This is a genomic window from Novosphingobium sp. (assembly GCF_965229225.1).
Lineage (GTDB): Bacteria > Pseudomonadota > Alphaproteobacteria > Sphingomonadales > Sphingomonadaceae > Novosphingobium.
The window spans coordinates 3,090,785-3,109,825 of sequence record NZ_OZ245867.1; the positions used below are offsets into that span (position 1 = coordinate 3,090,785).

The 19,041-nt window shown below is 59.7% G+C and carries 17 protein-coding genes and 1 tRNA gene; 15 read left to right on the forward strand and 3 right to left on the reverse strand.

Annotation, left to right across the window (positions count from 1 at the left end; genetic code table 11):
* Positions 1–52 precede the first annotated feature (52 nt).
* From ACO06X_RS14360 to ACO06X_RS14400, 9 genes are all read left to right on the forward strand, one after another.
* Positions 53–307, forward strand: coding sequence for a helix-turn-helix transcriptional regulator (locus ACO06X_RS14360; RefSeq protein WP_421836916.1), 255 nt, complete (start codon positions 53–55; stop codon positions 305–307).
* Entirely contained in the window at positions 304–579 is a 276-nt protein-coding gene (locus tag ACO06X_RS14365; RefSeq protein WP_421836917.1) for a hypothetical protein, read from the forward strand. The genes ACO06X_RS14360 and ACO06X_RS14365 overlap by 4 nt, the downstream gene beginning before the upstream one ends.
* Complete coding sequence (locus ACO06X_RS14370; RefSeq protein ID WP_421836918.1) at positions 576–2,273, forward strand: ATP-dependent DNA helicase; 1,698 nt, start codon at positions 576–578, stop codon at positions 2,271–2,273. Before ACO06X_RS14365 ends, ACO06X_RS14370 begins: the two co-directional genes overlap by 4 nt.
* 403 nt (positions 2,274–2,676) lie before the next feature.
* On the forward strand, positions 2,677–4,203 hold the full coding sequence (locus tag ACO06X_RS14375) for a DNA cytosine methyltransferase (protein WP_421836919.1): 1,527 nt from the start codon (positions 2,677–2,679) through the stop codon (positions 4,201–4,203).
* Positions 4,203–4,619 carry a very short patch repair endonuclease gene (locus tag ACO06X_RS14380; RefSeq protein WP_421836920.1) on the forward strand — a complete coding sequence of 139 codons (417 nt, stop codon included), beginning with the start codon at positions 4,203–4,205 and terminating at the stop codon, positions 4,617–4,619. Before ACO06X_RS14375 ends, ACO06X_RS14380 begins: the two co-directional genes overlap by 1 nt.
* Entirely contained in the window at positions 4,619–6,097 is a 1,479-nt protein-coding gene (locus tag ACO06X_RS14385) for an ATP-binding protein (protein WP_421836921.1), read from the forward strand. The genes ACO06X_RS14380 and ACO06X_RS14385 overlap by 1 nt, the downstream gene beginning before the upstream one ends.
* On the forward strand, positions 6,094–8,760 hold the full coding sequence (locus ACO06X_RS14390) for a Z1 domain-containing protein (protein ID WP_421836922.1): 2,667 nt from the start codon (positions 6,094–6,096) through the stop codon (positions 8,758–8,760). Before ACO06X_RS14385 ends, ACO06X_RS14390 begins: the two co-directional genes overlap by 4 nt.
* Positions 8,750–9,721: a PD-(D/E)XK motif protein gene (locus ACO06X_RS14395; RefSeq protein WP_421836923.1), complete on the forward strand. Its 972-nt coding sequence runs from the start codon at positions 8,750–8,752 to the stop codon at positions 9,719–9,721. The genes ACO06X_RS14390 and ACO06X_RS14395 overlap by 11 nt, the downstream gene beginning before the upstream one ends.
* Complete coding sequence (locus ACO06X_RS14400) at positions 9,722–11,788, forward strand: AIPR family protein (RefSeq protein WP_421836924.1); 2,067 nt, start codon at positions 9,722–9,724, stop codon at positions 11,786–11,788.
* A gap of 16 nt (positions 11,789–11,804) precedes the next feature.
* Here the strand turns inward: ACO06X_RS14400 and ACO06X_RS14405 are convergent, their stop codons facing one another.
* Positions 11,805–13,523 carry a hypothetical protein gene (locus ACO06X_RS14405; RefSeq protein ID WP_421836925.1) on the reverse strand — a complete coding sequence of 573 codons (1,719 nt, stop codon included), beginning with the start codon at positions 13,521–13,523 and terminating at the stop codon, positions 11,805–11,807.
* Positions 13,524–14,088: 565 nt separating this feature from the next.
* Between ACO06X_RS14405 and ACO06X_RS14410 the strand changes: the two genes are divergently transcribed.
* The 5 genes from ACO06X_RS14410 to ACO06X_RS14430 all read left to right on the forward strand — a co-directional run bounded on the left by ACO06X_RS14410 (position 14,089) and on the right by ACO06X_RS14430 (position 16,003).
* The gene (locus tag ACO06X_RS14410) at positions 14,089–14,277 is read left to right on the forward strand and encodes a hypothetical protein (RefSeq protein WP_421836926.1); all 189 of its coding nucleotides are present in this window, start codon (positions 14,089–14,091) and stop codon (positions 14,275–14,277) included.
* Entirely contained in the window at positions 14,274–14,663 is a 390-nt protein-coding gene (locus ACO06X_RS14415) for a DUF3768 domain-containing protein (protein ID WP_421836927.1), read from the forward strand. The genes ACO06X_RS14410 and ACO06X_RS14415 overlap by 4 nt, the downstream gene beginning before the upstream one ends.
* Before the next feature lie 13 nt (positions 14,664–14,676).
* A complete protein-coding gene (locus ACO06X_RS14420) occupies positions 14,677–14,871 on the forward strand; it encodes a hypothetical protein (RefSeq protein ID WP_421836928.1) in 195 nt (64 codons plus the stop codon).
* Between the two features lie 108 nt (positions 14,872–14,979).
* On the forward strand, positions 14,980–15,273 hold the full coding sequence (locus ACO06X_RS14425; RefSeq protein WP_421836929.1) for a helix-turn-helix transcriptional regulator: 294 nt from the start codon (positions 14,980–14,982) through the stop codon (positions 15,271–15,273).
* 403 nt (positions 15,274–15,676) lie between these two features.
* The gene (locus ACO06X_RS14430) at positions 15,677–16,003 is read left to right on the forward strand and encodes a single-stranded DNA-binding protein (RefSeq protein ID WP_421836930.1); all 327 of its coding nucleotides are present in this window, start codon (positions 15,677–15,679) and stop codon (positions 16,001–16,003) included.
* A 33-nt stretch (positions 16,004–16,036) separates the two neighbouring features.
* Here the strand turns inward: ACO06X_RS14430 and ACO06X_RS14435 are convergent, their stop codons facing one another.
* Entirely contained in the window at positions 16,037–17,257 is a 1,221-nt protein-coding gene (locus ACO06X_RS14435) for a tyrosine-type recombinase/integrase (protein ID WP_421839917.1), read from the reverse strand.
* Between the two features lie 177 nt (positions 17,258–17,434).
* A tRNA-Leu gene (locus tag ACO06X_RS14440) sits at positions 17,435–17,521 on the reverse strand.
* A 160-nt stretch (positions 17,522–17,681) separates the two neighbouring features.
* On the opposite strand from ACO06X_RS14440, the gene ACO06X_RS14445 reads away from it, so the two are divergent.
* On the forward strand, positions 17,682–18,647 hold the full coding sequence (locus ACO06X_RS14445) for a complex I NDUFA9 subunit family protein (protein WP_421836931.1): 966 nt from the start codon (positions 17,682–17,684) through the stop codon (positions 18,645–18,647).
* Positions 18,648–19,041 lie beyond the last annotated feature (394 nt).

Below are 19,041 nucleotides of genomic sequence, written 5' to 3' on the forward strand. Positions count from 1 at the left end.
GAGCCCGGCGGTTTGTCAGCCACGTCCTCTCGACCACGAAGAGGACGAACCCATGGAACAGCAGCACCTGTCCGGCTTGCTGACGACGCACGACCTGATCGCGCTCGTCCGACTGAGCCGCACTTCCATTTACCGCATGACCCGCCAAGGCAGGTTCCCGCCGCCCTGCTCAATAGGCAACGGCCATATCCGCTGGCGCGAGGCCGATGTCCGCGCATGGATGGCTGAACTGCCATCGCAGGCCTATGCGCAGGGCGAGGGCGAACCCCGCTATGAACCGCCTCGCAGGCCACGGCGGCTGTCATGAGCGGCGATCCCGTTTCCATCCCCCACGCGGATGCCGAACTGCATCCGGTGATCGAGCGGATCACCGGTCATTCGGTCGATATCGAGCTGCTGTTCTGGCCGATCACCGGGCCGGAAGGCGAGTGCTGCGGCGGCTATCTCACTGTCGGCAGTGCCCGCCTTTGGCTCGACCCCGACCATGCCAGCAACCTCGCCGAGCGGGTCCGTGCCGCCATCGATCAGGTCGTGCTGAGCAACTTCCCATCCCCCACCAATCGACGGAGTTTGTCATGAGAATTTCCCAGGCCTTTGCCCGCGCCATAGTCGCGTCGGAATCGTTCCAGCAGGAGATCATCGGTCCCATGATCGAGGCGTTCGTCAGTCGCCTTGAGCGGCCGGGCGAGGACGGCAAGACCTACCGCTCATTCATCATCGACTGGCTCTATTTCGAGCGCCCGATGCTCGACCGTTTCATCGGCGAGCAATTCAACGTCCAGTTCGAAGGTCCGGCGCTGCACATCGACGGGACCGGTTATGCCTGGACCGCAGATCAGAAGCGCGCGACTACCGACCTGCTGATTTCGAGGGACCGAGTTGCTGCCGTTCAGGGCTATGCCGGGACTGCCAAGACAACGACGGTGCTCGCCACCTATGCCCGCGAAGCCGAGCGCGCAGGCCTGTCGGTGACAGCGCTTGCGCCAACCGCTTCGGCGGCAACAGTCCTTGGGGATGCGATTGGCCTGCGCGGCGATACCGTTTCCCGGCACCTTTTGACCCCCGAGGGGCGCATGTCTGGCAAGGGCGCTGTCTGGATTGTCGATGAGGCGTCGATGCTGTCAGCCAACGATATGGCGAAGTTGATGATCAGCGCCGACAAGGCCGGAGCCCGGCTTGTTCTGGTCGGGGACGTGAAACAGCTCGGATCGGTCGGTGCAGGTGCTGCCTTCGCCCAGTTGCAGGCGGCAGGCATGACCACCACCAGACTGGCCGAGGTCGTCCGCCAGACCAATGCCGACACCCGCGAAGCCGTCATGGCATCGATCGAGGGGCATGCCGCAAAGGCGCTTGCCGCGCTGGATCGCGGCGGCGGGAAAGTGCTGGAGGCTGCCAGTGCTTATGACCGCTTTGAGGTCATGGCGCGGCACTACCTGTCCTTGTCATCCTCCGAGCGGGCGAAGACGCTGGTAATCGAGCCTTCGCGTGACGGGCGGGACACCCTCACCGGGATGATCCGCGATCAGCTGGCATCGCGCGGTGAACTCTCCGCACAGAAGCTGCAATTTGCCGCTCTGGAGGCCAAGGGCATGACCCGAGCCGAGGCACGCGAAGCGGCCAGCTATGCCATCGGCGATGTCGTCCAGTTCAGCCGCGATTATACCGCGAAGACGGTGCGCCGGGGCGAGGCTCTGTCCATTGTCGGCATCGATCCGGAGCGGGGCCGTATTGCCCTGGCGAGCCGTGATGGCCGGTCGATTGACTGGCACCCCCGGCAATGGGGTGCGGCCAAGGCCGAGGTGTTCGAGGCCAAACCCATGGAACTTCGCACGGGCGACCGGTTACAGTTCACTCGCAACGATCGCGATGCGGGGAGGATCAACGGGCTTGGCGGGACTGTGACCGGCATCGATCCTGCCACCAGTCAGGCCACCTTGATGCTGGCCAATGGGCGCGAACAACGGCTCGACCTCTCCGATCCCCGCGATACCCATTTGCGCCACGCCTATGTCCAGACCGCACACGCTGCCCAGGGCCAGACCGCCGAACGCGTCCTGATCCACGCCGACAGCCGCTCGACCAATCTGGTCGACCAGAAAATGCTCTACGTCGCGCTGTCTCGGGCCAAAGGTGAGGCTGTGGTTGTCACCGACGACCGGGAACGGCTTGTCCGGGCTATCACCGAGCGGGCGGGTGAAAAGCAGGTGGCGATAGGCATCTCTGCCACTGCCCTACCTGCTGCTCACAAGGCATTTGGCGCAAGCGCTGGCTAGACCGGCATTTGCATACGATTCAGCAAAGCTCATTTCGAGAATGCGGATAGGCGGGCACGTGCCGTGTGGTTACCTCAATCGCGTGCATCCAAGTGCTGAGGATGTGTAAAATCGCCCATCGTGGACACGGAGGAATTGGTTGAATTGCCAAGTGAGCTATCTACAGTTGGACACCCCGACCGGAGCAACATGACGAAAGCAATGTTCACCGATGGCGCGTAGACCCAATAGGCTTTTCCCCAAGATTAGGCCCAGCGGGAAACGCAAACGGATAAGTAATTTATACCTTGATACGCCAATGCATTGAGAACACAGTGATCGAACCCAATTTCCTAGAAGCATTCGACGCCAGCGGTTGCGGCGTTGATTGATCATGGCGAAAGAGCAGACTTCATACCCCGTAGTGGATTTGTTCGCTGGTCCCGGCGGACTTGGCGAGGGATTCGCTACAGCGCTCGGCGAACGTGGCGAGCCAAGGTTTGAAAGTGTCGTGGCAATCGAGCGAGATGAATTTTCTCATCAGACGCTTCTGCTGCGACACTTTCTGCGCCACTTCGCCACCGATGCGCGCCCCGATGACTATTACCGTTACCTTCGGGGTGAAATAGATCGCAATGACCTATATCGACGGCACACGGCCGAGTTCAAAAAAGCATCAGCAAGCGCTCTGAAAATCTCGCTTGGGCCGGAAAATCACGCACTCGTAAAGCGCCTCATCAACCAGCGGATTGCCGACTGTCGGCGATGGGCGCTGGTGGGCGGGCCGCCGTGCCAAGCATATTCGCTCGTAGGGCGCTCGCGTATGATGGGCCAACCCGGATTCGAACAGGACGAACGCCATTTCCTGTATCTAGAATACCTAAAAATCATCATCGACCATCAGCCGCCCGTGTTCGTGATGGAGAACGTGAAAGGGCTGCTGTCAGCGAAAATCGGCGGACAGCCCGTCATCAATCGTATCGTGAGCGACCTGACCAGCCCCAAAATGGCCGTGGGCAACGAGGCCAACGGTCTTGGTTACAAATTGTATTCACTTTCCGAGGATGAGCGGCCTGGAGAAGAAGCCGATCCACGCCTGTTTCTGGTGCGTGCCGAAGACTACGGCGTGCCGCAGGCACGGCACCGCATGTTTATAGTCGGAATCCGCAATGATTTAAACGTCCGCCCCGGTCGCCTTCGCCCTCATGCTCCGCCAACACTTCGGCAAACCATTGGCGGCCTGCCGGCCGTTCGCAGTAGTCTGTCGAAGGGCGGAGACAGCCTTGAACGCTGGCGCGATGAGATAGCACAGCTAGCTTCGTCTGACATCGCCAGACAGCTCAACGGATCGCAATATACCCGCGACATTGTGAAGGGCATCGAACTGCTTAAGACTCAGGGCGGCCACGGTCCAAGGTCGAGCTCGTCCGCACGATACGATGCCGACGCATTGGCAGGTCATCCCGCGCTGAGCTACCTGCGTGACACGAATCTCGACGTGCTAACTGCGCACGAAGCGCGCGGTCACATGCCATCAGATCTCCGTCGCTATTTTTACGCATCGGTTTACGCAGATGTGACTGGTAGAAGCCCCAAGCTCTGCGATTTTCCCAAGTCGCTTCTGCCCGCGCATCAGAATGTCGAACTCGGTCGGACTGGCAAGATGTTCTCCGACCGCTTCCGCGTTCAGCTTCCCGACCAGGTAGCGACCACGATCACGTCGCACATCTCAAAGGACGGGCACTACTTCATCCACTATGATCCTTCCCAGTGCCGCAGTCTCACCGTGCGCGAAGCTGCTCGGCTCCAGACATTCCCTGACAATTACAGCTTTCAGGGGCCGCGAACTGCTCAGTATCATCAGGTCGGCAATGCGGTCCCGCCGTATCTTGCGGCGCAGATTGCGGAAATCATCGCCGACGTGCTGGACGCCGTGCCGGAGGCGGCATGATGGCAGATTCACTTACTGCGGAGCGGCGCAGCTGGAACATGTCGCGCATTCGCAGCCGGGATACCGGCCCCGAGCGGACACTGCGTTCCATGCTCCACCGCGCCGGATTTCGCTTTCGGCTGCATGACCGTTCACTTCCGGGCACGCCCGATATCGTGATGAAAAAGTACCGAGCCGTCATTCTCGTTCATGGCTGCTACTGGCATCGCCACGAGGGTTGCAGGAACGCGACCACACCGTCCTCCCGCATCGAATTCTGGCAGGAGAAATTCGCGGCGACGGTCATGCGTGACGAACGGAATATCGAAGCGCTGAAAGAGCTGGGATGGAAGCCAATCGTGGTCTGGGAATGTGACCTGAACAAACGTCCAGAGCATGTGATGGCCGAGACTAGGCGCAAGCTGGGGGAGGCATAATGGCCCGCGACCACCACTTGCCGCCGAGCGCCGCGTGCCTGTCGGCATCTATGCGCGATCTTGGCTATTCTCTCGAGACAGCCATCGCCGATATTGTCGACAACAGCATTTCCGCGAATGCCACGGCAATCGACATCGTTTGCAACCTGACCGGCGCGAAGCCTTCGCTGGCCATCATCGACAACGGCTGGGGAATGAGCAGCGATGAAATCGTTGAGGCCATGCGGCACGGTGCGGCCAACCCTAAGGAGGAACGCGGTCCCAAGGATTTGGGCAGGTTTGGCCTTGGCCTGAAAACCGCTTCATTCTCGCAATGCAGGACGCTGACCGTGACCAGCGCCAAGGATGGCAGCGTCAGCGGAGCGGTGTGGAGCCTAGATCGCATCGACGCTCTGGACGATTGGATGCTCTCCATTCTGGATGACGATGACCTTGCGGTGATTGATTACAATGATCGTCTCGGGCGGCACGGCACGGCAGTTATATGGACTGACCTTGACCGGCTTTTTGAAGACGAGACCGGCCCCCGCCGCGATGAGATCGTCAACGAAAAGCTCGGCATCGTTGAAAGGCATCTTTCGCTGGTATTCCACCGCTTCCTTGCAGGTGAGGTCAAAGGCAGGAAGAAGATCGCCATCACCATGAACGGCCACGCCGTCAAACCGTTCGACCCGTTCTGCCGGAAAAACATGGCGACGCAGATTCTACCGGAAGAGGTGGTGTATGTCGGCGACATCGCGGTGCAGATGCAGCCCTTCATCCTGCCCCATCACAGCCGCCTGACCGCAAGTGAATATGACTTCTATCACAGCCGCAGCGACTTCATTTCCAATCAGGGTGCCTACATCTACCGCAATGGCCGCCTGATGGCTTGGGGCGACTGGTTTCGCCTCATTCCAAAAGGCGAGGCGACGAAACTCGCCCGAGTGCAGATTGATTTTCCCAACAGCCTTGATGAGTCCTGGACCATCGACATCAAGAAGTCGCGCGCCCGACCGCCGCATCCAGTTCGCGAACGGCTGCGCCAGATCATCGCGCAGATAAGCGGGCGAAGCACCACCGTGCACCGTGGTCGCGGGCAACGCCTGTTTGAAGAGACAGCCGCTCCGCTTTGGGAGCGATTCGCGGATCACGGCGGAATCAGGTATGCTGTCAACGGTCAGCACCCGCTGGTCGAATCCCTTCGTGCCAAGCTCACGCGCGACGAGGTTCGCAGCCTCAACATTATTCTCGATTCAGTCGCAGCCTCGCTGCCCGTCGAAATGATCTATTCGGACTACTCCACTAGCCCGCGCGAGGTTGGCCAGTCGCCCGATAGCGCGGACGAGGCCCTAGATAGATTGAGAAGCCTTCATGCGGCTCTCTACGGGAATAGCGCGGGAGACCCCGAAGCGTTCTTGCAAATCATAAAATCTACCCGTTTATTTGAGGGGCAGATGGATGTTGCCGAAAAGTATGTGAAAGAGGTTTTTGCATGAGCCGAACTCAGAACGAAAAAGACAAAGGCTTCATCGCAACCCTCATTACGGCATTCGGCGACAGCGACGAACCGCCAACTCGCGTCGAGATCGAAGCCAAAGCCGCTATGCTGGCCCCGATTCTTGGATTTGACGGCGATCTTGAACACGTCGTTGCCGTGGCCGAAACCGTTATTCCTTCGAGAATGAGTGCAGGTGTCTCGCTGGTCGATCCGGAGGCCACCCACGACCAAGAATGGATTCTCAAACGCGAGATTCAAACGACCTACGCCGAAGCCTATGGCGATTTCCTCCGGTCAGAGGGTTGGAAGCCAACCGTCGTTAACACGCTTCTGAATGACGACGGGGCAAAGATTCTAGGATTGCTGCAGGATCCCACGGATGAGGGAGCCTGGAACAGGCGCGGCCTTGTCATCGGTCACGTTCAGTCCGGAAAGACAGCGAATTACCTGGGCGTCGTCGCGAAGGCCGCAGACGCTGGATACAAGTTCATCATCGTCATCGCGGGCATTCACAACAACCTGCGGAAACAGACACAGCGCAGGGTGGACGAAGGATTTGTCGGAAGGTCAAGTAACCCAGTGAACCGGGTACCGATCGGTGTCGGCCTCAACAAGGATTATCCGAATCCGGTCACGCTGACCAACATCCATGCGGATTTCAACAAGCAGACCGCTGACAAGAGCGGTGCTGAGCTGAACGATTTCAAAAAGCCGGTCATCATCGTCATCAAAAAGAACGTGAAGACTCTTGAGGTTCTGCACACTTGGCTTCGCGATCTGAATGCCAAGGGCGCCGACCGTATCCGCGATGTTCCCATGCTTGTCATCGATGACGAGGCTGACAACGCCTCCATCAACACGAACAAGCCCGACATCAACCCGACGGCGACTAATAGCTGGATCAGGAAGATTCTGCGCCTGTTCACCAAATCCTGCTACGTCGGATATACGGCAACCCCGTTCGCCAACATCTTCATCGACCCCGACGCGTTCGACAAGGACGCCTACGAGGAGCTATTTCCCAAGGACTTCATTTATTCGCTTGATGCGCCAACCACCTATTTCGGCCCCGACAAAGTTTTCCTCGATGAGATGAGCAGCGCCCGGATTCTGAGACCGATCACCGACTGTGAGGATTATCTCCCGCTCACCCACAAGAATGGGTCGCCGGTCGCTGAGCTGCCGCCGAGCCTCTATCGGGCGCTCGATCAGTTCATCGTCGCGCGCGCCATTCGCAACCTTCGTAAGCAGGAGCGAAAGCACTGCTCCATGCTCATCAACATTTCCCGGTTCGTGTCGGTCCAGAAGGAGGCCAAAGGATTTATCAACCTCCGGCTCGACAGGATCAAGGACGCCGTGAAGGCGAACTACATGATGGCCGAGGAAATTTCGGCACAGAATCAATACATGGCGCAGCTGCGCGCCGCTTTTGACGAGGAGTTCTCAGATTGCGGTTTTGAATGGAAAGAAGTGAAGAAAGCCCTGTGGGGTGTTTTCGACCATCTCAGAACCTATGTAGTCAACAGCAAGACGACCGATGACCCGCTGGACTACGAGAAATATGAGCGCGAGGGCGTCGGACTGACCGCCGTGGCGATCGGTGGATTGAGTTTGTCCCGAGGACTGACCATTGAGGGTCTGACCGTCAGCTACATGTATCGCAACACCCGCATGTATGACACGCTCATGCAGATGGGGCGGTGGTTCGGCTATCGCCCTAACTTCGAGGACATTTGCCGCGTCTATCTCTCGAAAGATTCAATCAACTGGTATAAGCACATCGCCCTCGCTGCGGACGAGTTGCGTCACCAGATAAGGCGTATGCGCAACGTGGGCCTGAGCCCGAAGGATTTCGGCCTCTATGTGCAGTCCCACCCCGACAGCCTGCTGATTACCGCCGCAAACAAGATGCGAAGCGGGGAGAAGGTCACGCTCAAACAGAACTACACCGGAAAGCTGATCGAGAGCTTTCTTCTCCCGTTGGATTCTAAGGTCAGCGATGCCAACCGCGATCTTATTGCGCGATATTGGGCTGATCGGTTCGGAGGCCGCGAGCTGCGCAAAACCGAGAAGGGCTGGTTCCTGCCGGATGTGGATTGCGACAAGATCGGGGAGTTCCTTGCGGCGTTCAAATCGCACAAGGACGCGGTGCGGCAGAAGGCGCTCGCCATCGACTATCTCAGCGCGATTTCCGATAAGTTCCCCAAAGGCGACGTGCTGCTGATTTCGGTTGGTCCCGGCGATGCTGACAAGCACATCTTGGGCCCGCAGGAGCGTACCGCCGCCGACGCCACGGCGGACAAGTGGCAAATATCCGGCTATCGTGTTGCCAGTCGCGGCGATGAAAAGCTCGGACTGAGTTCAGACCAGCAGAAAGCCGCAGAGCAGCTGGCCGCCGATGATGCCAAGAGCAAGTCCAAGAAGCCTTCGGACTTCCATTACCGCTTGGTTCGCGACAAGCCATTGCTCATGGTCCATGTTTTGGAGCCCACAAACAACGAGGAGTTCAAAGGTTTGCGCGTCCCTGCCTGGGGGCTGAGCTATCCGGACGGTCAGTATGGAACCGCCATTGAGGTTGTCGCCAACAGGGTTTGGATTGAGCAGATGTATGGTTCGCTGGACGACGATCCGGATGACGATGAGGACTACGATGTCGAGTAGACCGTCCCCGTGGGAGAGTGTTCCGACCCCGTTCGTCGACTTCACAGTCGTCCGTGTTCCCGATTTGCGCGGTGTGCCAATTTATTGGGGGCGAGACACCGCTTCGCAGTGCCTGCTTATCGTTGAGTTGACCGGCGATCACACTGACCAGTTTCGCTCGGACAGCGTGACTCTGAACGGAATTGGCGTTGACATGCGGCTGGGTGACGCGCCCGAGCGGCAGCGCCTCGTCCTGACACTCGCCCGCCATGTAGACACCGACCTGTTCCAGGGGCTTTGCGAGACGTTGGTTGAAAGCCTCAGGGCGGTTGATGATTCCGCCACGGCGCTGGCCGTCACCCTTGCGCACCTGAAGCGATGGAAGGCTTTCCTCTCCGGGCGCAGATCCATCATGTCCCCTGAGCAGGTGCGGGGCTTGTTCGCCGAACTCCAGATGATGCGGTCGCTTTACGCCGTTAGAACCAAACCGCCATTGGCTGTCGCTGCCTGGACTGGTGCAGATCGTGTGCAGCAGGATTTCATCTTCGGTGACGAGGCCATTGAAGTGAAGTCTCTGTCCGGTCGCGAGCGAAATTCCGTTCGCATATCGTCGGAAGACCAGCTCGAAAGTCTGACTTCCAGCCTTTTTCTGGCAGTCTTCCGACTCACCGAATTGCCGGAGTCGGACCAGTCAATTTCGCTGAACAACATAGTGACGCAGATCGAAGGCGAACTGGCCGACGCGCAGGCGCTGGAAGAATTTGCCCGAAAGTTGTCAGCCTACGGCTACGCCCCGCTACATGATTACGACAGCCCGCGCTTCATGGTCAGCGACCTCAAGACCTACCGTGTCGCCGAAGGTTTCCCGCGCCTCGTGAGGTCAGGCATCCCGAACGGAATTGCCCGCCTGTCCTACGACATCGAACTGGAGACCATCCGACCATTTGAATGCAGCAGCAGCGAGATATTGGGGAGGGCTTGATTGGAAACGTCAGCCGCAGAGTTCTTTCATGATTTCCGTCAGGAGACGCTGGCGGGCGCGGAGGCAAGCAGCAGCTTCCAGCTTGCCGCCTTCATGGAGGCTGTGGCGACCGAGCTTGTCGAAACCGGCTTCGTGGAAGGGTTCGAGTTCTGCCATTACCGCGCGCAGCGGGGAATGCGCGTTGACGGCTACTGGTTCAATGACGAGGGTGCCTTAGACCTCTTCGTGGCTGACTTTGACAGCCGGAGCGAATTGGCTACCCTGACCCGCACCGACGTGGATGCTGCTTTCAAGCGCCTCGCGAGCTTTTTCGAGGCTAGCGTGGCGAAGAATTTGTCAAAAGACTTGGAGATCACGTCTCCAGAATACGGTCTGTCCCGCCAGATCGCCGACCGCAAAGGCAGCATCCGCCAAGTCAACTTCATTTTGGTGTCCGAACGCGCCATCAGCGACCGGATTCAAAGCCTGTCTGATGGCGAAATTCAAGGAATCCCAACTACTTATCATATCTGGGACATCTCACGCTTGCAGCGCCAGCGCAGCTCCCGCAGTCACAAGGAGCCGCTGGACCTCGACTTCATATCCATGTTCGGCTCCGGCATACCCTGCCTTCCTGCCCACTTGGGGTCTGACACCTATCAGTCCTATCTCATCGTGATGCCCGCCGAGATCATCTCCGGCCTTTACGAGAAGTTCGGCGCGAGGCTTCTGGAACAGAATGTCCGGACATTCCTCCAAGCGCGGGGCAAGGTGAACCAGGGGATTCGCACGACCATCCTGACCGAACCCGGAATGTTCTTTGCCTACAACAACGGCATCACCGCAACGGCGCAAAGCGTGGAGGTGGAGGAAACAGGTTCTGGCCTGAAAATTACCCGGATTCTCGATTTGCAGATTGTGAACGGTGGGCAAACGACCGCTTCCCTTTTCCATACGCGCCGCAAGGATAAGGCCAATTTGGCGAACATCTTCGTTCAGATGAAATTATCGGTCATCGACAGCGACGAAAGCGAGAATGTCGTCCCCCGCATATCCGAGTATGCGAACACCCAAAACCGCGTAAACGCTGCGGATTTCTTCTCAAATCACCCGTTCCATGTCCGGATGGAAGAATTTTCCCGCCGCCTTTGGGCTCCCGCTCAGCAGGGCGCGCAGCGTGAAACCAAGTGGTTCTATGAACGGGCACGCGGGCAGTATGCGGATGCTCAGTCGAAGCTGACCGTCGGCGAGCAGAAACGCTTCAAGGCTGAAAATCCCAAACCCCAGATGTTTACTAAAACGGATTTGGCCAAGTTCGAGAACACTTGGGATGAACATCCGAAATGGGTAAATCTCGGTGCGCAAAAAAACTTTGCCAAATACGCCCATCGTATCGGGAAGGAATGGGAGAAGGGCTCAGACGGCTTCAACGAATTTTATTTTCGTCGTGCGATCGCGCGAGGAATAATCTTCCGGGCAGCGGAGAAGCTCGTTTCCTCACAGGCTTGGTATAACGGAGGCTATCGCGCCAACATCGTTGCCTACAGCCTCGCGGTTCTCAGCGAGATCACGAAACGCCACAAAACGAGCCTGGACTTCCAGCGTGTTTGGAACGCGCAGGGTATAAACAACACTCTGGAGCAGGCGCTGACGGTGATCGCCAAGGCAGTGAACGACGACATCACCAAGCCGACCCAGGGAATCTCGAACATCTCCGAGTGGTGTAAGAAGGATGCCTGCTGGACCCGGATTCAGGCTGAAATTCCCGCGATTGAGGCGGCGTTGTCAGACGAGTTCTGGGATGAACTGGTGTCGGCCGATGAGGCCGCGACCGAGGCAAAATCGGCAAAGAAGATCCAGAAGATCGACAACGGCATCGACGCGCAGCGCAAGGTCATCAGCATCCCCGCATCCGAGTGGCAGAAGATCCAGGAATTGCTTGCAACAAGGCGGCTGCTGACTCCTAAGGAGCAGGGCATTCTCAACATCGCCGTTCAGATGCCCTCAAAAATCCCGACCGAAAAGCAGTGTGCCGTTCTGCTGGAGACGATCGAGAAGGCGCGGGCGGAGGGTATTCCCATTCCATGATCCGTCGCCAATGCGGTCAGTCGGCGGCGCTCCACATGTCCTCGAAGCAGATTGTCTTACCGTCAATTTCAAACGAATGGGGCAAAGGTCTGCGCGGTTCGACGCGAGACCGTTCTGCAAAGACCCTCCGGTAAATCTCTGACAGAACCCGCTCTGACGGCCCGACCTCATAGCGCAGCCGGACGAACTGTTTCCAATTGCAGGCGGCGATATGTTCGTTTTTAAGTGCGAACCCATAGCTTGCAAACCGCGCTCCGGACCTTCCTATTGCGAACATCTTCACGCTGGTGGGGACAGCTCCCTTCGGGAGTTTCAGCTGGAGTGCTCGGCACAGCTCACCCTCGCCAAACTGATCAATCCACGCTTCCACCTGGTCCGCCCACAAGCTGACCCGTTCGACAAAGTTTTTGGCCTTGCTCCTTATGGTCCGGAGCTGGTTTGAGCCGAAGTCCTGCCACTTGAGCTGAAACAGACCCAGTTCGCCCGTTGTCATGTCGAGCACGGCAGCATCTATGTCGGTGACGAGCTTGCCGTCCCTCTTGAGGCGGGTGGGAAGCTCAACCACCTGATACCTGCTGCCCTCAAACAGTGCATAAAGCTCTGAAATCATCCATTGCTCTCGCGGTTTTCTCATCGATTGGGCCGTCGCAGGATTACGGAACTCATTGAGCATCCTGATTGCAGTAAATGGATTGCGGAAAATGCTGCTGACAGGAGCAAGCCAGTAGCCATTGGAAATTTCCAACAGCATCGGCATGAAGGGTGTCGGTTCAGCTCCGAAATATTCCGCATCGCGACGAGTGACCACAATCGCACGGAAAGCGTTTTCGACCCGCACCACATCTATTCCGGTGAACGTGGAAATCGACTCGACGAGTTCGTCCGGCCTCTTCCAGATGGTCAGGCTCATACAATAATTGATACCCGACAGGCGCTTGTTCCCGACGCCGACGAACCAGATGTGCTTGAGATAGAAACTGGCAAGCATCATCACGACCGCAGCCACATCAGCACCGTTCAAATCATTTGCCTGCACGTCTGGGTGGATTCCAGCCTCGGCGCGCCACTCCAAAGCTCGCTGGCCTATCAGATTGATGAAGTGTGCATCGAGTCGGGGATCGGCATCGTAGCCAACCATCGTGCCGCGACCCGTCTCGAACGGAAAAACCAGCGACGCGGTGAGGTCATTCACTTCAGCGGCGGTCAAACTGCTGATGGGCATTGAATCTGCGTCGCCGTTCATGGCACGCTCAAGCGCTTCGGCTTCGAGCTGGTCAAGGAAGTGGTCGCTGTCATCGCCGACCGTGAATTTTAGGCTGAGACCACCCTCGGATTCGCTGCCGGTCAAGAAACCGTGGAGCGACATGTCGGCTGCCTTCTGGAGGATCGCGCACTTGCCGAAGGCGTGAAGCAGCGACCGTGCGTGCGAGCGGGTAGTGGCCGTGCTTTCCTGAATTGGAATACCCACAGTCTTCGGAAGCCTCGGCAACGCATAGTAAAGAAGCAGATTCCAGCCCCGGCTCATGATGTCGAAGGCTGGATAAGGCAGATGGTGGCTTTCGTCCTCGCTGGAGCCCATCAGAACGTTCTCATAGTCAATGACACGCGCGGCCTCGATCAGGATTGCCGTGCAGAGCATGTCATCGAAGTCATCGAGGCGGACACGAATCGCCGACAAGTGTGATCGCGCCATTTGCGCGAGCATTCCGCTCAGAACGTCATTTGGAATTGTCATCTTGCCAAAATCTAGACTGCATGATGACTGAGGGCTAGTGCTGCCCTTCGGGCGACCCGCTTTATCGGCCTTGCCGACCGAGCCTGTAGTCTCGGCCCATCCGGGTCACAATCGGGAGCAGTGGAAGTTGAGCGGGAAGGGCTAGTGGTCGCACTCTGTCCCGCACTGCGCGCTCCTGAGGGTGCGGCGTCTTCTGTCCTGACCCGCTGGCACTCTTGCCTCTCTCCTTGCCGGATGGGCGCAAGGCGCGCGTGAACTTGGGCTACAGTGCCGGGCTGTCGCCCGACAACCTACCCCTTCGTTTCGCGTCCTCGCACGCCATCCGTCGGCGTCGCGCCGTGCAAGGGTGCCGTTGCCTGCTGGATCGCAGGGCGATCCGAGCAGGAACGCCAAGGGCTTTGCCCTCTCGTTCCCCAAACCGGAATAGACACCCCCGTGTGGCGGGCTGTGCCCGCTGGCCCGCGCCAGGGCATCGATTCCGGTTTTCCCTCCCCCTCCCATCCTCGCCGGAAGGCAGGCCGCATGTCGCATGTCGAATGCGGCTTTGCCGAAAGGAGGGCAGAAAATGGGTGACGTGATCTTGAACTACCGGGCTTGCGGGGCCGAGTGCCGCGAGGACTGGTTGCGGATGCTGGCCAACGATAACGGCTTGCCGTTCGGGACCGTGCGGCGTCTGGCCGAGGAACTGGGCGAGCGCGAGGATTTCGGCGAACTGGTCCACTTGTGCGAATGCGGCGGGAGGGCGGTGCAATGAGTCCGGTCTCCCTTTCCCGCAGCGAACGGATTGCCCGGCTCAATGACCGGGCGCGGCAGGCGATGGGCTTGGCCTGTGTTGCCGTGGCCACCGAGGGCTTTCGCGGCTTGCCCGAGGCGGACCAATCGCGGGTGCGCGAGCTGGTCGAGACTTACGACGTCTTCACGCCCGACAACGATCCCTATGGCGAGCGCGATTTCGGGACGATCTATCGGGATGCAGATGGTCGCTGGACTACAAGCTACCCGGCGCAGGGCAAGCCCTCTGAAAAAGTGTTCTGGAAGCTCGACGCCTATGACCGTGCGTTGCAGTTCGGCAGCGAAGACCCGGCCAATCCTGCCGTAACCCGGCGGGTGCTCACCATCATGCTTGCCAGCGAATATTGAGGGAGGCGGAGCTATGGCCAGGCGCAAGCAGCCGGTTCGCGTTGCCGAACCCGATCCGAACCAGATGTCCATGCCCGGCGTGCAGCCGGTCAGCCTTGGCGAGCGGTTGCAGTTTCAGGCGGGGCTGCCGATGCAGCCTCGCCGGGGCCAGAAGCCGTTGGATATCGGTTTCTGGGATCCGATGCGCAATCAGTTGGAGCTGTTCTGATTGGTCAGTCGAAATTCGCGGCCCGCCCACGGGCGGGCCGCTATAGCTTGGGAGTGCCATGACTTTCGTCGCGGGTGGAAGTGTCCCCCGCGACGAAAGGAAATGAAGATGATTGAATCTGAAAACCTGCCTTCGGGCGTGCAGCCAAGATTTATGCGGACACCCGATGCCGCCACCTATCTTGGGCTGTCGGCCCGGACTCTCGAGAAGCACCGCTGCTTCGGGACAGGCCCGGTCTATCGCAAGCTTGGTGGGCGGATCGTCTATGCCATCACTGAGCTTGATAGCTGGGCTGAGCTCGGGACCCGCAGATCGACCAGCGATCCGGGCTCGGGGACGGTGCACCCGGCCAAGCGATTAACTGACTCTGATCTTCTCGGCGCAGATCGGCACCGCAGGTGATCTGCAATTGAGCCTGTTGTCCGAAAAACGTAGCTGTTTTTCGGACAACAGCATGACCGATTTGGTCCGGGTGGCTGAGCATGTTCCATACGATCGGGTCGCACTGAGCGCTAAGCCACTTGCAAATTGCTGCCGGACTTGGCGAGTCATGCCATGGCGTAACCGTTGCTGTTGCCTCCCTGCGTTTGGGTGCTGCCCTAACCTGATCGCACCAACCCCTGCCCTTGATCGACGGGCCCTTGGCCGCTTTTCGCCACCCTTGTGCGCGCAAGCCAAAAACCGGCGCGTGCCGTGCCTACGGTTTCCATGAATGGAGCCTCCGTCTTTTGGCTTGCGCGCGGGCGGCGCGCGGCCCCTCCAAGTCCGTCAGGACAGCTAGCCTGGCACGATCAGGAGAAGGACTATGCAGAACATCGCAGAATTTCACATCATCGGGCGCATCGGCAAGATCGACGCCGCCAGGGACGTCACCCACATCTCGGTCGCCGCGAACTACAACCGCCGCGACGGCGACGAATGGAAGTCCGATCCCCACTGGAACCGCGTCACCCTGTTCGGCAAACTGCGCGATCGGCTAGCCAAGGCAGCGACCGGCGACCTGGTGCGGATCACTGGGCGCGTGCGCCAGACCAGCTATGAGGCCGAGGGCTCAACCCGCTACGGCGTGGTCATGATCGCCGATGGCTTCTCCATCCTCGCCCGTGCTAACGGGAAGCCCACCGACGATTGACAGCTTCGAGAAGCCGGGCGCGGGCGCGCCCGGCTAGTCCTGCCAATTCTCGGGGGCGGTTGCGGCCCCGCCACGGAGGTGGTCCAGGTAGTCGCTCCACCATTGCGCCATGCGCACGCGCTCGTCCCAATAGTTGCCGCGATTGTAGATGCCGCGAATGGCATTGCTGTCGCCGTGAGCCAGCGCGCGTTCGATGGCGTCAGGATGCCATTTGCCACATTCGTTGAGAAACGAAGAAGCAGTCGAGCGAAAACCGTGGGCGGTCATCTCGTCCTTGGAGAAGCCCATGCGGCGGAACGCAGCGTTGATGGTGTTTTCGCTCATTGGGCGCAGACGGGTGTGGAAGGCCGGGAACATGTAGCCCTTGCCGCCGGACACGTCCTTGAGATCCTTGAAGAGTTCGATCACCTGCCGTGACAGCGGCACAGCATGGGTGCGCCGCGCCTTCATCTTTCCTGCCGGGATGGTCCAGATCGCCTTTTCAAGATCGATCTCGTCCCAGTCGCCGTGGCGCATTTCGCCGGGGCGCACGAAGATGTGCGGGGCGATCTTCAGGGCAAGCTTGGTGATCGGGTAGCATTGGAAGCTGTCGATGGCCCGCAGCAGCTCGCCGAGCTTGTCCGGTTCGAGGATGGCGGCATAGTGCCGCGCCTGGGGCGTCAACAGCGCGCCCTTGAGGATCGCAGTGGGATCGATGGTACAGCGCCCGGTGGCGGCTCCGTAGCGGAAGACCCGGCTTGCGAACGAGCGGCACTTCTTGGCCGCCTCGCGGTTACCGCGTGCCTCCAGCTTCTTGAGCGGTGCGAGCATCATCTGCGGATCGACATCCGAAATCGGCATACTGCCGATCGCAGGCTTGAGCAGGTCGAGGAACCAGCGCGCCTTGAGCAGTGTGCCTTCAGCCCGACCTTCGCCAACCATCTTTTCCTCGATGTACTCCCGAGCGACCGATTCGAAGGTGTTGGCGGCGCTGATTTTGGCTGTGGCCTTGTCTCGCTTGCGGGTTAGAGACGGGTCTTCGCCGTTGGCGATCCGAAGGCGCAGCTCATCCCGCGCGTGACGGGCCTTCTGCAGGGTGACTTCGGGCCATGCCCCCAGCGCAATGCGCTTTTCCTTCGCGGCGACATAATACTTGAGCCGCCAGAGTTTAGAGCCGTTGGGGAAGACCTCCAGGTAGAGGCCGCGCTCGTCGGTCTTCTTGTAGGGGGTAGCAGCAGGCGCAAAGGCCCGGATTTGCGGGGCTATCAGGGGCATTTGGGGGCATGACCTTTCGCAAGAAAGGGGCATGTCGGGGCATATGCCCCGTTCCATGCCCCGGATTGTGGGGGCACGGCCTGAAACAGCGTGAAACACGCGGCATCAAAATCCTCCAGAAAATGGCAGATTTCTGCGGTTTTTTCAAGGATTTTGATGCCACTCCCGCAGGAGTTTTGGTGCCCAGAAGAGGACTCGAACCTCCACGCCCTTGCGAGCGCCAGCACCTGAAGCTGGTGCGTCTACCAATTCCGCCATCTGGGCACGGTAGCGAGCGACAAGTGCGTCGTTCGCCGGGTAGGAGGGCGCCGATAAGGCAGGGTCTGGCGCGAGTCAACCGGGGGTTTGCATTTGCACGTAAACCATTGAACCGGAGGGCGCGGGTGTGGCAAGGGGCGCGCGGACTGGAAATGGAACCCGACGCATGAGCAAGGACATCGCGCACGATCTCGAAGGGCAGCTGATCGCGCTCGTGGGCGGCAGCGGCTTCATCGGCACGCATGTCGCGCAGGCGCTGCTGGCGCGCGGTGCGCGGCTGCGCGTGTGCAGCCGGCATCCCGAGCGCGGATACCGGCTGAAGACGCTGGGCGGGCTGGGCAAGATCCAGCTCGTGGCGGTCGACGTGACCAAGCCGCATACGCTCGAAGTCGCGCTGACCGGCTGCGACGCGGTGGTGAACCTTGTCGGCGTGTTCAAGGGTAAGCTCGACGCGGTGCAGGGGAGCGGCGCGGGCCGGATCGCGCAAATCGCGCGGGCCAAGGGGGCCAAGGCCTTCGTCCATGTCTCCGCGATCGGGGCCGATGCGGCATCTTCGGTGGGGTATGCCAGCAGCAAGGCGGCGGGTGAAGTGGCGGTGCTCGCGGCGTTTCCCGAAGCAGTCGTGCTGCGGCCCTCGGTCGTGTTCGGCGAGGATGACGCCTTCATCAATCTTTTCGCGGGGCTGATCGCCAGCGCGCCGGTCATGCCGGTGTTCGCCGCCGATTCGTGCTTCCAGCCGGTGTTTGTCGACGATGTGGCCGATGCCATTGCCAACGTGGTCGCTGCGCCAGCGCAGTTTGCGGGCAAGACCTTCGAGCTGGGCGGGCCCGACGTGATCACCATCGGCGATCTCAATCGCCGCATCGCCAAGGCGGCTGGCCGTTCGCCGCGGTTCCTTGAACTGCCCGACGGCATCTCGGCGGCGTTTGCCGCGCTGACCGGCTGGCTGCCCGGCGCCCCGATGAGCCGTGACCAGTGGACCCTGCTGCGCCAGGGCAACGTGGCGAGCGGGACGCTGCCGGGCCTGGCCGAGCTGGGCGTGCAGGCGCGGCCGCTGGGGCTGTTCCTCGATCGCTGGATGGTGCGCTTCCGCAAGCATGGCCGATTCGGGGTGCGGTCCAAGGCAGCCTGATCGATTGCCGCAGCGGGCGGGCAGGGCCTGTCGGGATTCCTTACGGTTGACACAGTTGACACTGTCCTGAGGAATAACTGCATTCGATCAGTCTCACGCTTTTGATCGACTGGGCCGATTAAAAGGCGGCGGACGTGTGTCTGCGGTTGCAGGCATTGGGGGATGGTCTCGCTGAAGGGGAACTGACTGCGAAGAGTCGCAGATATGCGCGATGTAGGAAAGCGCTGCGCAACCCCCCGCATCCCGCGAAGCTGCCATCATGCAGCGGAATGGGCTTATCCTTGGCGGCCAAGTGTGGCAGCCTGCGCCGGGGCGACCTGATGGTTCGGCAATCTTGTCCGGGGGTAGCGGTGCAGCGGATCGGGCGTATGTTTTGGGGCCTAGCAATCGCAGG

What these genes read in the sequence shown, in the direction of transcription:
- ACO06X_RS14390 (WP_421836922.1), top strand. Translation starts at nt 6,094, where the DNA reads ATGAGCCGAACTCAGAACGAAAAAGACAAAGGCTTCATCGCAACCCTC.
- ACO06X_RS14410 (WP_421836926.1), top strand. Translation starts at nt 14,089, where the DNA reads ATGGGTGACGTGATCTTGAACTACCGGGCTTGCGGGGCCGAGTGCCGC.
- ACO06X_RS14435 (WP_421839917.1), bottom strand. Translation starts at nt 17,257, where the DNA reads ATGCCCCTGATAGCCCCGCAAATCCGGGCCTTTGCGCCTGCTGCTACC.
- ACO06X_RS14370 (WP_421836918.1), top strand. Translation starts at nt 576, where the DNA reads ATGAGAATTTCCCAGGCCTTTGCCCGCGCCATAGTCGCGTCGGAATCG.
- ACO06X_RS14425 (WP_421836929.1), top strand. Translation starts at nt 14,980, where the DNA reads ATGATTGAATCTGAAAACCTGCCTTCGGGCGTGCAGCCAAGATTTATG.
- ACO06X_RS14445 (WP_421836931.1), top strand. Translation starts at nt 17,682, where the DNA reads ATGAGCAAGGACATCGCGCACGATCTCGAAGGGCAGCTGATCGCGCTC.
- ACO06X_RS14380 (WP_421836920.1), top strand. Translation starts at nt 4,203, where the DNA reads ATGGCAGATTCACTTACTGCGGAGCGGCGCAGCTGGAACATGTCGCGC.
- ACO06X_RS14385 (WP_421836921.1), top strand. Translation starts at nt 4,619, where the DNA reads ATGGCCCGCGACCACCACTTGCCGCCGAGCGCCGCGTGCCTGTCGGCA.
- ACO06X_RS14420 (WP_421836928.1), top strand. Translation starts at nt 14,677, where the DNA reads ATGGCCAGGCGCAAGCAGCCGGTTCGCGTTGCCGAACCCGATCCGAAC.
- ACO06X_RS14405 (WP_421836925.1), bottom strand. Translation starts at nt 13,523, where the DNA reads ATGACAATTCCAAATGACGTTCTGAGCGGAATGCTCGCGCAAATGGCG.
- ACO06X_RS14365 (WP_421836917.1), top strand. Translation starts at nt 304, where the DNA reads ATGAGCGGCGATCCCGTTTCCATCCCCCACGCGGATGCCGAACTGCAT.
- ACO06X_RS14360 (WP_421836916.1), top strand. Translation starts at nt 53, where the DNA reads ATGGAACAGCAGCACCTGTCCGGCTTGCTGACGACGCACGACCTGATC.
- ACO06X_RS14395 (WP_421836923.1), top strand. Translation starts at nt 8,750, where the DNA reads ATGTCGAGTAGACCGTCCCCGTGGGAGAGTGTTCCGACCCCGTTCGTC.
- ACO06X_RS14430 (WP_421836930.1), top strand. Translation starts at nt 15,677, where the DNA reads ATGCAGAACATCGCAGAATTTCACATCATCGGGCGCATCGGCAAGATC.
- ACO06X_RS14415 (WP_421836927.1), top strand. Translation starts at nt 14,274, where the DNA reads ATGAGTCCGGTCTCCCTTTCCCGCAGCGAACGGATTGCCCGGCTCAAT.